Raw genomic sequence first — 13256 nt, forward strand, 5'->3', positions numbered from 1 at the left:
AGGGGTCACTTTCGTCTGGCAAGAGGGGTCACTTTGCTTTGGCGAACGTGGTCACTTTCAACTGGCAAAGGGGGCCTTTTTGGATAGGCCGATAGGGGTCAATTTGGTGCGTTTTATCCACGCCCTTCCTGCCTTTGCCTAAAGAATACTACGCAGATATGCTGATGGAACGCATCGATGCCCATCAGCCCGATATATGGCTGATCAACACCGGCTGGACGAGCGGGCCATACGGCACGGGGCATCGCATCGATCTCGCAGATACCAGGGCGTTCGTCCGCGCAGTATTAGCCGGGGAACTTGATAAAGTAATGTACCGGCCGCACCATGTATTTGGCCTTCGCATGCCTGTGAGCTGTCCGGGCGTTGATCCCTCCATTCTGGACCCTTCAGCAAACTGGTCCGATCCCTTGGCTTACGACCTTGCAGCGGAAAGTCTTGCGCATAAGTTTGCAGAGAACAGGCTGATCTGCCAGAACTCCGAAGCACGTCCGCTCGCGTAGACCGGAACCGTTGTTATGGTCGCTGCATTTGTATGCCTGACACAGTGATGCTGTCTTTTGATCTACTTCCTGAAACAATTTTTTTCGAATATGAGCTTTTGAACACATTGATTTGAGCTTCTGAACACAATTTATGACCGCGGGTTTGCTGAATTTTGTTTTATTAATAAGCATAAATATAAAATGGAAAAAGTAATCTTGATCACCGGAGCCTCATCAGGTATAGGTAAGGAAACCGCAAAATTATTTGCAGCTAAGGGCTGGCAAGTTGTGGCAACCATGCGCAGCCCCGAAAAGGAAAACGAACTTAACGCCCTGGACAATATATTCATCACAAGACTCGATGTACAGGACCAGGACAGTATCACTTCAGCAATAGCAACCGGTATCGACAAGTTCGGACATATTGATGTGCTGATCAATAATGCCGGTTACGGGCAGTTCGGCATATTCGAAGCAACAAAAGAAGAAAAGATTCGGGAACAGTTCGATGTCAACGTTTTCGGCGTCATGAATACCATCCGAACGATTTTACCGCATTTCCGGGAAAGGAAAGCCGGGACGATCCTTAACATCAGCTCAGGCGCAGGAAAATTCACGCTTCCGCTGATCTCGCTTTATGCCGCATCAAAATTCGCGCTTGAAGGTTTTTCAGAAGCATTGTCATACGAGTTGGGCAGTCTGAACATCAGAGTCAAGATTGTCGAACCGGGTGGGGCTTCCACAAATTTCAGTGCGGTCAGCAACCAGGCGAATTCGGAAAATAATAAGATTGCCGATTATGACCCGTTTATCTCTGCCGCATCAAAAATGTTTCAGGATATCCGGAATTTTGAACTGGTAAAAGGGACTGAAGTTGCAGCAGTTATTTACCAGGCGGTGACGGACGGGACCGATACCCTCAGATATTCGATCGGCAACGAAGATTTTCAGGCGCGGATGGATGCACGTGAAAAAATGAATGATCAGAATTATGTAGATTCTATCAGAAATGGCTTCTTAAAATACCTACCGGAATGATCTTCGGCTATCTTTGCAGTCAACTGCAGCAATCATAACCCAGTCTGATGAAAAAGGTTAAAAGTTCACTTCCTCCGATCGTGCATGCCTGTTATTTCAGTTCATCGAACAGGGGTGAGCAGTTCATCGCTGCCCATACCTTTAGTTTTCAGGAGTCAGGTTCGATGACCGTTTATGACGGGTCAAAGAAATATTACTTTGAAGAAGGTGATTTCAGGTTTTCAGTTGGTAAAAAGCTGGCCAAATATGAAAAGAAAGCCCCGCCCGGCGGGGCTTTCAAAACACTGGCAATATTTTTTGATGAAGAAATGCTCAGGAAGTTCAGTGCGGAGTACGGCTACACCTCGTCCGGCAGGGCCTCCGGGGATACCTGTATCAAGCTTCCCGCGCACAAGGCTTACCGTGATCTGATCGGTTCACTCGTCCCGTACCTGCAGGCCGATCATGAGCATGATTTAAAATTGCTGGAACTGAAAGTAAAAGAGGCTTTGCTGATCATCCTGAAGGTCAATCCCGAGCTTAAGGATATCCTGTTCGATTTCAGCGAGCCGGGTAAGTCAGACCTGGAAAGCTTTATGCAGAAGAACTATCATTTTAAAGTAGATATAGGAAGGTTCGCCTTCCTGACGGGCAGGAGCATTGCTACATTCAAACGGGATTTTAAAAAGATATTCGATACTTCACCGGGCCGCTGGCTTGTTCAGCGGCGCTTGAAGCAGGCATATTACCTTATTAAGGAAGAAGGGAAACGCCCTACCGAGATCTATAATGATCTTGGGTTTGAAGACCTGTCGCATTTTACGTATGCCTTCCGGCGGGCTTACGGTCTGCCGCCGTCAAAGGTATAAAGCGTGCAGGTTCCCCGGGGCATCATCTTTCAGTAATTTTATCTGGCTGCGATCCTCCGCTCCGGTTTTTAAATATCAAATTTACTAACTGGGAATCACCCTTTTAAACATAACGCCCGTAAGAGCTGTCTCATCCCCGCAGTTGCTCACGTAACACTTCCAGTAAGGTCAGGCCTGATAATTGATTTATCCGTTTAAAACATCATCAGTTCTGATCTTCTTAAAAAGAAAAAATTATGATACGTCAGATTTATATTTCATTCATCGCAGCAGTTATCGTTTTATCAGCTTGTCACACGCAAAAGACCGCCGGCGATGCAAAAAATGAACAGTCCTACACCATTGAAGCGCAAAAGCTCGAAGTCCGTCTTCAGCCCGGGAATAGCAGCAGCAAAGGGAGCGCCATGTTATTGTTTACCGTGACGAACCCGACAAACAAGCCTTTACATTTCTGTAAGTGGGAAACACCCTTTGAGCCTGCCATCGGTAAATATTTCGTGATCACGGATGAAAAAGGGGAGGAAGCAGCATTCAGGGGCGCTATGGCAAGACGGGTGATGCCGCCCCCCGCTTCGGCTTATACGATTGTTCCTGCGCACAGCAGTGTCAAAACGATGATCAGTCTCGCGGATAAGTACGAGCTTTCCGCACACCGGTATACGGTCAGGTATACAGGCGGCGGCGTAAGCGGTCTTAAGGAGGGTAACAAAGTGACCCTGCTGCTGTAGGCCGGCAATTTAAGAAGCATGACAGGATAGGGGAAGAATATGATCAGACATACAGCATTTTCCTGTCACCAAAAGTTCTGCACGGGGAATGCCGGCTGACTTGCAATTTTCGGGTCTGGCTTCTTTTCCAAACCCTTATCCCGAAATTATTTTGATCACAGCGTGCTGAACTCACGGCAAATCAATGAGGACTGTAAAAGTTTTATGCGCAGGTCGCACGCATGAGAAAAGACTCCTCCGTGCTCAGATCTTCTTTTAAGCAGCTAAGGAAGCATTCGTTTCTTTTTAAAGGCGGAGTGTCGTAAAACCAGTTGATCAGGTTGTTCCGGTCTATACCATTTCCGAGGCCGGTGAACCTTGCAGTCTCCAGGAAGTTCAGGAAGTTTCGCTTCATGCTGATCACAGAGGCCGGGCGGATCTCTTCACCTATACGGCGGAAGATCAGCAGCTCATCATCCTGCGCACTGATACCGAAGCCCTGCGCTTTCAGCCAGCGATAGATATTTGCTTCCTGCAGTGGCGAGCACCGGCCTTTATAACCAGCGCTGTTGTTTTTTTCAAACGAAACGAAATCCGAAAGTTCGTAATGGTCAGGCATAGGGAAGTATCCTCGCCTTAAAAATATAAGCACTTCTTATCAATCGCCAGAGATGTTGAAAATAACAGGTTTGTTGAAAAATCAACTTCCATGAATATATGCAAGCTCTTTTTCAAATGCCATTCTGAATTGCCCGCGAATCTGGATCTCACCGCAATATTTATAACCTCTTTTGTCGAATGTCCTTAGCATGGCAGCATTGTCGTAGTTTGTATCTGCCTTTACACTGTATATACCCTGTCTGAGTGCCATGGCTTCAGCAAAGCCCATGATCTTTCCGGCAATACCCCCGCCTCCGTGTTCTGATGAAACGGCGATCCGGTGTACAACCAGGAAATCGCCGTCTGTCAGCCATTTGCCCTGTATTTTTTCGTAAGCCGGTTCCTGATTTTTAACGATCGCGGCATATGCAGCGATCGATCCGTCCTGCACCAGCACGAAACCTGCATTTTGCATGATATCGTTTTCGATTACCTGAGGATTAGGATAGCCGTCCTGCCACTGATCGCTGCCTTCAGCCTTTCTTTTACGGATCGCATAATCGATTATTGTCCAGATCATTTCCATGTCGGCCGGTCTTGCCTGTCTGAATTCGCAGTTCATATCGTTTTTTGAATTTGTCGTAAGGGGGGGACGCTCAAGTGCGTTTTTTTTACTGTTCCGTAAATGACCACTGAGATCAAAACGTTGACCAATGCTATAATGAGGAATACACCGAGGAAATACATGCTGTTGAATTTCTGCATGATAAAGCCCGCGATGACCGGCGTGACTGCCTGCGCTATGAGCGGCCAGCGGCCGAGTTTCCCGATCAGCACCGCATAGCTGCTTTCTCCGAAAAGAGACAGTGGCAGCGTCCCCCGCACCACGGAACGCATTCCGTTACCCATCCCGAAAAGAATGACGCCCGGGATCGCAAGGCTATTGCTGACCATCAGTAAGATCAGACCCGCGAGCATCGCCAGAGCCGATATGACGGACATCTTCAGCGGCGTTGCCGGCGGCATGATCAGTTCGAGCAGGCGGACGCCCGCCTGACTCGGACCGAGAAATGAGATGATCATCAGGGATGAAGCCATCGTATTATCTTTCCGGGTAAGTATATCGATAAGATTGATGATAATACCGGTAGTAAGCACCGCACCCAGTGTAAAGCTGCTGATGAGCAGGAGGAACAGTTTTGGTTCAGGACCTGCCGCGTCCGCTTCTTTACTTTTGCTGTTCTCAGCAGCTGGTGGTGACACCTGCGGAAATACAAAAAAGTGGAGCGGCAGTATACCCAGACCGAGAATGGCCGCGTATACGAAACAGGTATCGCGCCATCCTAAATTCTCAAGCAGGTAAGAGGTGATCAGCCAGGAGATGGTCGGTGCCAGGCTGGAGATCAGGGTGACCTTAACGATCATGTTCCTTGTGCTCTTACCGAAATATTTTCCGATAGAAGCAAATAGGGCGTCATACAGGCCCATACCCATTGCGAGGCCGGTTATCGCCCATGCCAGTATATAAGTCGGGTAGTTGCGCGCTGATCCCATGATCAGTAAACCGGCCGCCATCACCAGTCCGGTATACCTGAATAGATGGTTGTGCTGCAGAGATTGTATCATCCGGCCTACGAAAGGGACCACCAGGCCTGAAATGACCAGTGAAAAGGATAGGGCTCCGTAGACCATCTGGTAGGTCCAGCCCGTTTCAGCCATGATTGGTTTTGAGAGTACAGACAGTATAAAGTAGGATCCCCCCCAGAGCAATATTTGCCCGGCACCCAGCCCCAGGTTTGTAAATAACGAAGCTGTAGCTTCCTTCGACGATAAACTGATCGTTTTCATTTTACAAATTTCCGGCAATCTGCTATATTAGCAAAATGGTATTTTTCGATGCTTGGTATCGGTAAAAACGATAAGTATGGAACTTAGGCAATTGCGCTATTTTGTTAGGACAAAAGACCTGGGCAGCTTCACGGAAGCGTCCAGAAGTCTGAATATTACGCAGAGTACCCTCTCCCAGCAGGTGAAGCAGCTGGAAGATGAGCTCGGGGTTTTGCTGTTCGACCGTTTCGGTAAGCGGATAACCGTAACAGAGGCCGGCGAGTTGTTTTATCAGTTCGCTGCAGAGAGCCTGAAAAAGGCAAATGACGGGGCCGTTCTGCTGAAAGATCTCAGCGATATGCACACCGGCACACTTAAAATAGGCGTGACCTACGGACTCAGAAACCTGTTTACTGCTGTCCTGATCAAATTCAGTGAAAGATTTCCGGGGATCAGCGTCCGTGCAGTATTCGGGACCTCCGATGAGCTGATGGAAAAAGTACGGTCGTACGAGCTGGATCTCGCGCTTATATTTTTCGGGGAAACTGAGCATGAGTCACTGGCCTACGATACACTTTTTAGTTCGCCCATGGCCCTGGTCTGTGCCGATGATTCGCATTTTAAGGGAAATAAAACCGTGTCATTAAAAGATATCGCCGCGCTGCCGCTGGCTATTGCCACTAAAGAGCACAGCGCTGACCACTATTTTTTGCGCCTGTTCCAAAAGCACCGGCTGAAATCTGATTTTAAAATGGAGATCAATGATATCTCTGCTGTCCTCGATCTTGTCAGAACGGGACGCTGGTATAGTATAATGGTGGAAGTAACGGTACGCAACGGTCCGCTGCACACGATCCCCATCAAAGAGAAAAACCTGGTGAGAAAGGCTGCATTTGTCAGGCTGTCCGGTGCTTATGAAAAAAAAGCCGCGAAGGAATTTGCCGCCCAGTTGCGAAGGCAGCTCCCGGAACTTACATAGCCGTTAGCGGTGGCCGTTTAGGTCATTGATTGCCGGACTTGCAGCGGTTAAATTGGACTAAAAAAAAGAATTCCGCAGAGAACTGCGGAATTCTTTTCATATAAAAACAAGATCCCCTGGCAACGCATCAAAAGGCGATCACTTTCGGTTCCAGATGCATCTCGATCCCGTAAGTCCAGCCCGTCCGGCCTATTCCTGATTGCTTAAACCCGCCGAAGGGCGTTTTCGGCTCGGAGTTGACCACGGAATTAATGATAACCCTGCCCGATTCGATCTTTTTTGCAAGTTGTTTCGCCCGTTCCGTATCGGCGCTGCTGATATAGGCGGAAAGGCCATATATCGAGTCGTTCGCAATGCTGACCGCTTCGTATTCACTGCAATAGGTCAGCACCGACAGCACCGGACCGAATATCTCTTCCCTTGCAATGCTCATGTCACTGCTTACATTCGTGAAAACAGTGGGACGGACATAGAACCCTTCCAGACCATCGGGATGTCCCGGGCCGCCGGCGAGTAATGTCGCACCCTCATCGATGCCTTTCTGTATATAAGACTGTACCCGCTGGTACTGCTGGGCATTGATCATCGGACCGATCTGCGCATCTTCTGCAAACAGATCCCCGATCTTCAGTTTGTTTACTGCATCTGTGAGCAATTCAGAGACCAGCGGAAGCTTATTTTCCGGTACGATCAGCCTCGTTCCTGCGTGGCATGCCTGTCCGCTGTTGCTGAATGCGATAAGCAGCGCCCTTGGGACTGCTGCCTCGAAATCACAGTCATCCAGGAGGATATTCGGCGATTTGCCGCCAAGTTCAAGCACCAGCCTTTTAACTGTGTCTGCCGCGGATCTGAATATCGTTTTTCCTGTCTGGGTAGAACCCGTAAAAGAGACCAGGGCGACGTCGGGATGCGAGGAAAGGGCGCTTCCAACCACCGCACCTGTTCCATTAACGATGTTGATCAGTCCGTCGGGAATACCGGCATCCCGGAAACATTCTGTAAGAAGCTGCGTTTCGATCGCATTGAATTCGCTGGGTTTGATCACGACCGTACAGCCTGCCGCCAGAGCAGGGGCGATCTTGCCACACATATGGATATAATCGGCATTCCACGGCGTAACGGCAGCAACCACACCTACAGGCTCTTTGATGATGACAGCTTTATCGAGCTTCTTTTCAAATTCGATCTCATCAAGCGCATGGCTGGCATCCAGGAAAAACTGTGCGGCAAGGCTTGTCCTGAATTTCGTTGCGGTCAGCGGCGAACCGTATTCGGCCACCGCCGCTTCATTCAGTTTATCCTGGTTTGCTGATATGGCATGGTATATTTTCTCAAGTATCAATTTCCTCTGTCCGACGGTATAAACTGAGTATAGCCTGAATGCCGCTTTTGCGGCACTGACCGCCTGATTGACATCTGTTGCATCGCCTAACCTGACCCGGCCGATGATCTTCGCTGTGGATGGATCGAAGAGGTCCTGTATACCGGTTCCGTTCGGTGTTACGAACTTTCCATTGATGAATATCTGATCGATTTCAGTTATAGCTTTCATTTTTATTTTATTAAGGTTACTGTTTCGGTTCCTGGAATTACAGTGAAAAGGAATAGGGCGCGCCGCGTTTGATATTTCTGAGCAACCGCAGAATGATGGCAGGGAAGAGTACAGGCAGTGAAAGAGATGTCACGCCAACGATCTTATCAGCAAGCGTAGGAAACATACCCATCATCATCAGATGATATACGAGGTGGGGGATACCGAAAATAAGTGACACATAGGCGGCCACCTGTATCCTGTTCTCCTCCGGTTTGATGATAGCGTACATGGGCAGGCTGCCCATCGCAATGAAATATGCGCCGACATCCCTGACCAGGTGATCATTGTAGGGGCCGAAGATACTGATCCAGTGGAATCCGAATCCCGGAAAGTTTTCGTAAAATGAGTAGGCGAAAAACAGTGCCCATATGCCGATAAGCACATTGGTAATGAACAGGTAGTATAGAAGGAATTTAATGGTTTTCATCGATAAAATTATAATAGTTGATTTAAGGTTTCTGATATCACGGTTGCTTTTGTTTCGGGCTTGTCCGAAGCGGCCTGCTGAGATCATACTCAGCCTGTCATTTCGTACAGGTATTGGAGATATCCCGGCAGCCGGTTGAGATACAGCCGGTTTGCTGTTTGTTTTAAAAGAACTGCTGCTGCACGGACAAGCAACCAGGATTCGTCATCAAGGTCACGAAAGACCGCGGCGTAACTGTTTCCAGCTTCCGCACCCGTATTTTTTTCATAACGGATCACGGTTTTGCCGATCTGTTCCGTAAGAAAGTACAGATCGGGCATCCTTTCCCGGAATTCTTTAAGGGACAGATAATAGGTTCTGTTAAAACGTTCTGCGAGTTCCATCAGGTCACGATGGCCCTCCAGCAGGTAAGGGTTGGCTAACCGGGAGGTAATCAGCGCACTGGCAATAAGCTTCGGAGGCATGCACAGCAGGCAGATAAATTCCGGCGTATCATGATCCCGTTTTCCATGTCCGGTACAGCAGAAAATACAGCACACCGAGCATATCCCGACCGCGCTGTCTCCGCTGTGACCCGGCGGATCGATCCGAAACATATTAAAGGAACAGCAATAATACTCAGACGACATAGATTATGAATTGGCAGATGTTTACTGACGGCATATGCTGTCAGGTACAGGACCGGTTCATCTCCGATAAACATGCGGTTGATACGCCGCACGTTTATGTTATATAAAGAGGGGCCGGGTGGCCCGCGTTACATGAAGAAGACCCGCCCGCACTTCACGGACGGGTCACACATAAACTAAACACCCAGAAACTTTTTTAGCTCCGCAGCAGCGTGAACAAAAAGAGATCTTACCTGCGGAAGATCTGCCAGCGGGTTCAGTAAGCCGAAATCATGGATCATTCCATTATACCTGATCGTTGTGCATGGTACGTTCGCTTCGTCCAGCAGACGGCCGTAGGCCTCACCCTGGTCTCTCAGGATATCAGCTTCGGCAACCTGTATCAGCGCGGGTGGCAAGCCTTTCAATTGTTCAGGTGTGGCATTCAGAGGCGAAAGATAGATCTCCTTACGCTGTGCCGGGTCCTGCGTATAGTTGTCAAACATCCATTGCATCAGCGGGGTTGTCAGGAATCTGTCCTTTCCGTAAAGCTGATAAGAATCCCAGTCGAAGGTGGCATCTGTTACAGGCCACATCAGTATCTGGACCTTAAACAGCGGACCGCCGTTTTCCTTTGCCTTGATAGCCGTGACGGCAGTCATGTTACCGCCGACACTGTTACCCACGATAGCAAGGTTTTTCCCGTCGACTCCTATAGAGGCGCCGTTTTCCGCTACCCATTTTGAGGCTGCGTAGATCTCATCGATGGCCTGCGGATATTTCGCCTCCGGTGAAGGGGTATAATCAACGAACACGCCGGCGGCTCCGGATAAAACCACAAGGTCACGGACCATTCTTTTGTGCGTCGGGTAATCACCCAGCACCCAGCCGCCGCCATGGATAAATATGAAAGCGGGGATCAGCGTGTCACCTGTTTTTTCAGGCTTTACGATGTTCAGCCTGATCTGATACCCACCTGCACTGATATCCAGTTCACTTTCTTTGATCCCGGAATAATCGACTTCTACCGATTTCTGGGCCTGAACAAGCACTTCACGGGCTTCCTCCGGTGAAAGGGTTTCCAATCCGGGGCCGCCGGGACCGTTCAGTGCAGCCAGAAAGTCTTTAGTTGATTTTGAAATAGCGGGATCTTCCGAGACCGCAACGGGAGTTTGCTTTGTTGTCATGTTCGTGTAGCTTTTAGATAGGTATTTGCCTGGTGATCAGCCAAAATTAATTTAACCGTGATCGCACCTGCCCGGAGCAGATAATGTAAAATTAGGCAGCCTATTTATCCGAATCATTGATAAATGTCAATATTCTCGGTTGACGGGAAAAAACTTTATGACAAAATAAGGCTGTCTCCGGAAAGACAGCCTATGCATCAGAAAGGGGAATATGGTCAGCTGATAACGATACTGTCTATTCCTTTTTCAACCGCGGTTTCTTTAATGCCCTCAATAGCAGTGCCTTCGATACGGAATACACTTACATCGGTAAGACCGAGGAAGCCCAGTATCGTTTTCAGATAGGGGCTGACAAAATCGAACCCGGTTGCTTCTCCGTGAGAATAAACACCCCCCGAGGACATCGCGATATATACTTTTTTGCCGTGGATTAAGCCTTCAGGTCCATTCTCCGTGTAATTAAAGGTCTCGCCGATCCGGGTAATGTGGTCGATCCATGCTTTTAGTGATGAATGTATGCCGAAATTATAAAGAGGGGCGCCGATAACAATGTAATCTGCATTTCGTATCGCACTGATCGCTTCGTCAGAGTGGGCTAGTGCTTCTGTCGCTTCCGGGCTTCTTTGTTCCGCAGGTGTGTAGAAAGATCTGACGTGATGTTCTTCAAGATGAGGGAAGTTTTTTGAAATAAGGTCATATTCAGTAACTGAACTTCCGGGATAAGCATTTTGAATTTTTTCAACGATGGCTTTTCCAAGTTTAATACTGAAGGAAGAATCGCCGCGGGGGCTCGAAATGATATGAAGGATATTTTTCATGTCTTTTAAAATGTATTTGCTTTAATTTGATGTTTTAAAATTTTAACCGGCTATAGCCATGAAGAGTGAAAGGTCCTGCTCAACAGGAGGGACTGCCCTGGTATCTGTTTTATACGGCTTTCCCAGGAGATAAACTTTAACCCGCTGTGATATGCCACGGAGATCAAGCTCTACGGCGCTGTACCTGTCATCCTTTTCAGGGAGCAGTTGAAAGGCATCCGCAGATATGAGAAGATTGTTATTCAGTGTCTTTGTTTCCGCCTGTATCCTTGCTGCCACATTTGCTGCCAGGCCCATAACGGTCACCTGCTCGCTGCCTGTCAGATCAGATAAGCCGACAACGACTTTTCCCTTATGTATCCCGATGCCGGCCTCCAGCCCGGACCTGCAGCTTCCCACTAGATGTTTTGAATTAAAAGTATCCAGTAAGGACAGTACGGCTACTGCAGCCGCATGGGCAGACTGCACCGCCGCATCAGGCGGTGTTTGAGTTCCGAACGCAGCATAAATACTGTCACCAGCAACTTCAACGATCTGACCGCCATGCAACCTCAAGATCTTAGCGCACTCATTAAGAAAATGGCGGACCACAAAGAGAACGTCATAGCCGTTATTTTTTTCCATCAGGGACGTGTAGTCACGCACATCTAAAAATAAAAGCGCAAGTTCCTGTTCCTTTCCAAGGCGATACCGCCCGGAAGTATCTCCTGCTGATGAAAGGTCAGGGCAGAAGATCTGGTCGTCATTTAGCTTGATACACGCCTTCAGTGTGTCAACATTCCCGGTTTCCATAATGAATTAATTTGATCGGTTCTTAAAAATGAATGTCCGTTCTCTTCCCGCTGGCGGATGAACCCTGTTATCCCGTCTGTCTTTGTTTCGCCGGGCGGCGCCAGGCAGTCCGGCCTGAAATAAAAAACATGAGATGTATTTCACATCCGACGGGATGCCGGGAACACACCGCGCGGTATTCAATGGGGCCGCAGCAATGGCTGCGCATGAGTCATATTTCCTGATGCCGTGCAGCATTCCGGTATGCAGATTTGAAAAAAATTCCGCTGTCCGGAAACGGATATCATGAAAGGCTTCCGGGAAAATCTGAGCTGCGGCGATCATAACCTGTTAACTTTGTTTTGTGCTCCATTATCGGACACAACAAAGTTCAGGGTTACCCGCATGCGGGACGTTCCTGTTTTTCGGTAAATAGAACCAATTTTACCGTTCCAGCTGATATTCTACCGGGGATTTACCATTCATCTGCCTGAAAAATCTGCTGAAATGCGAACTTGTCGCGAATCCCAGTTCCAGGGCAACCTCCTTGATGCTCTTTCCGGACAGGTTCAGCAGGTACTGGGCCTCAAGGTAGAGCCTGTTGTGTATGATCTGCAAAGCAGTTTGGCCCGTCTCGTTTTTTACAACTTCAAGCAGATATTTCGGGGAGATGCTGATCATGTCTGCATATTCCCGGACGGTACGCTTTTCAAGAAAATGCTCATCGACCTGTTTCCTGAAATTGAAGACAATGGCCTGCTGCCTGTTCGTCTGCCTGACGGCGGTCGAACGGCATGTTTCACAAGCCCTGTTCATCTCAAACAGGATCTGTATAAGCAGGAGTCTGATGACCTGCCTGCTGAAGTTTTTCTTTTGCTTTACTTCCCGGTCTATCTGCTCAAAAAGATGTTTGAATTGCAGGAAACTATCCTCATTGAGCTCAAATATGGGCGGCTGGTCGGGCCCTGTATCCAGAAGCTGTTCGATGAGTTCCTTCTTGATAAAAGATTCAGTGAGGAATTCTGGTTTAAAAAGCAGCATGTAAAGCTTAAGGTCATCCGTTTTGTCCTGGTAGGAACTGATATATCGTGGTGACACCAGATGTATGGTCCGCGGCCTGACATCCAGGCTGAACGGCCCCAGTGTTTTCTGCGACTCACCCTGAAGACATAATATGAGAATAAAGAAGTCGGTCTTAAGGGGAGGCCCGGTCTTTACTGCTCCGTCATTACTCAGAACAACGAATTCCTCGATCGAATTTGTGATGTCGAAGCTGTTCATTCCGAATCCTTCAGCCCTGTTCTCAAAAGTGATGTGGGCGTTTACGGTAGTTCTGATATCCGATATCCGCGGAGGTTTGGTCATTG

16 protein-coding genes are annotated in these 13256 nt (G+C 48.4%); 5 read left to right on the forward strand and 11 right to left on the reverse strand.

Features of this window, described 5'->3' with window-relative positions; genetic code table 11:
- Positions 1-128 precede the first annotated feature (128 nt).
- The 4 genes from FPZ43_RS18210 to FPZ43_RS18225 all read left to right on the forward strand — a co-directional run bounded on the left by FPZ43_RS18210 (position 129) and on the right by FPZ43_RS18225 (position 3099).
- Positions 129-503 (forward strand): phosphoenolpyruvate carboxykinase (ATP), encoded by a 375-nt coding sequence (locus FPZ43_RS18210; protein ID WP_261381147.1) that lies wholly within the window; start codon positions 129-131, stop codon positions 501-503.
- 183 nt (positions 504-686) lie between these two features.
- Positions 687-1523, forward strand: coding sequence for an SDR family oxidoreductase (locus tag FPZ43_RS18215; protein WP_146383364.1), 837 nt, complete (start codon positions 687-689; stop codon positions 1521-1523).
- Between the two features lie 47 nt (positions 1524-1570).
- Positions 1571-2371, forward strand: a complete 801-nt coding sequence (locus FPZ43_RS18220; RefSeq protein ID WP_146383365.1) for a helix-turn-helix domain-containing protein — start codon at positions 1571-1573, stop codon at positions 2369-2371.
- 236 nt (positions 2372-2607) lie between these two features.
- Positions 2608-3099 carry a protease gene (locus FPZ43_RS18225; protein ID WP_146383366.1) on the forward strand — a complete coding sequence of 164 codons (492 nt, stop codon included), beginning with the start codon at positions 2608-2610 and terminating at the stop codon, positions 3097-3099.
- Between the two features lie 202 nt (positions 3100-3301).
- Here the strand turns inward: FPZ43_RS18225 and FPZ43_RS18230 are convergent, their stop codons facing one another.
- The 3 genes from FPZ43_RS18230 to FPZ43_RS18240 all read right to left on the reverse strand — a co-directional run bounded on the left by FPZ43_RS18230 (position 3302) and on the right by FPZ43_RS18240 (position 5526).
- Entirely contained in the window at positions 3302-3697 is a 396-nt protein-coding gene (locus FPZ43_RS18230; RefSeq protein ID WP_146383367.1) for a hypothetical protein, read from the reverse strand.
- A gap of 81 nt (positions 3698-3778) precedes the next feature.
- The gene (locus FPZ43_RS18235; RefSeq protein WP_261381138.1) at positions 3779-4258 is read right to left on the reverse strand and encodes a GNAT family N-acetyltransferase; all 480 of its coding nucleotides are present in this window, start codon (positions 4256-4258) and stop codon (positions 3779-3781) included.
- A 38-nt stretch (positions 4259-4296) separates the two neighbouring features.
- Positions 4297-5526, reverse strand: a complete 1230-nt coding sequence (locus tag FPZ43_RS18240; protein WP_146383369.1) for an MFS transporter — start codon at positions 5524-5526, stop codon at positions 4297-4299.
- Between the two features lie 76 nt (positions 5527-5602).
- Here FPZ43_RS18240 and FPZ43_RS18245 point away from each other — a divergent pair, with 76 nt between their 5' ends.
- Positions 5603-6484 carry a LysR family transcriptional regulator gene (locus tag FPZ43_RS18245; protein WP_146383370.1) on the forward strand — a complete coding sequence of 294 codons (882 nt, stop codon included), beginning with the start codon at positions 5603-5605 and terminating at the stop codon, positions 6482-6484.
- A gap of 127 nt (positions 6485-6611) precedes the next feature.
- Here FPZ43_RS18245 and FPZ43_RS18250 read toward each other — a convergent pair whose 3' ends face one another.
- The 8 genes from FPZ43_RS18250 to FPZ43_RS18285 all read right to left on the reverse strand — a co-directional run bounded on the left by FPZ43_RS18250 (position 6612) and on the right by FPZ43_RS18285 (position 13254).
- Entirely contained in the window at positions 6612-8036 is a 1425-nt protein-coding gene (locus FPZ43_RS18250) for an aldehyde dehydrogenase family protein (RefSeq protein ID WP_146383371.1), read from the reverse strand.
- Positions 8037-8073: 37 nt separating this feature from the next.
- Complete coding sequence (locus FPZ43_RS18255) at positions 8074-8505, reverse strand: hypothetical protein (RefSeq protein ID WP_146383372.1); 432 nt, start codon at positions 8503-8505, stop codon at positions 8074-8076.
- Between the two features lie 89 nt (positions 8506-8594).
- Complete coding sequence (locus FPZ43_RS18260) at positions 8595-9101, reverse strand: hypothetical protein (protein ID WP_146383373.1); 507 nt, start codon at positions 9099-9101, stop codon at positions 8595-8597.
- A 209-nt stretch (positions 9102-9310) separates the two neighbouring features.
- Positions 9311-10300, reverse strand: coding sequence for an alpha/beta hydrolase (locus FPZ43_RS18265; RefSeq protein WP_146383374.1), 990 nt, complete (start codon positions 10298-10300; stop codon positions 9311-9313).
- A 215-nt stretch (positions 10301-10515) separates the two neighbouring features.
- Positions 10516-11118, reverse strand: a complete 603-nt coding sequence (locus tag FPZ43_RS18270) for an FMN-dependent NADH-azoreductase (RefSeq protein WP_146383375.1) — start codon at positions 11116-11118, stop codon at positions 10516-10518.
- 42 nt (positions 11119-11160) lie between these two features.
- Entirely contained in the window at positions 11161-11910 is a 750-nt protein-coding gene (locus FPZ43_RS18275; protein WP_146383376.1) for an adenylate/guanylate cyclase domain-containing protein, read from the reverse strand.
- A gap of 6 nt (positions 11911-11916) precedes the next feature.
- Positions 11917-12234 carry a hypothetical protein gene (locus tag FPZ43_RS18280; protein WP_146383377.1) on the reverse strand — a complete coding sequence of 106 codons (318 nt, stop codon included), beginning with the start codon at positions 12232-12234 and terminating at the stop codon, positions 11917-11919.
- A gap of 99 nt (positions 12235-12333) precedes the next feature.
- Positions 12334-13254 carry an AraC family transcriptional regulator gene (locus FPZ43_RS18285; protein ID WP_146383378.1) on the reverse strand — a complete coding sequence of 307 codons (921 nt, stop codon included), beginning with the start codon at positions 13252-13254 and terminating at the stop codon, positions 12334-12336.
- Positions 13255-13256: the final 2 nt, after the last annotated feature.

Origin of the sequence: Mucilaginibacter pallidiroseus (assembly GCF_007846085.1) — a bacterium.
In the GTDB taxonomy this organism is placed as follows: Bacteria; Bacteroidota; Bacteroidia; order Sphingobacteriales; family Sphingobacteriaceae; genus Mucilaginibacter; species Mucilaginibacter pallidiroseus.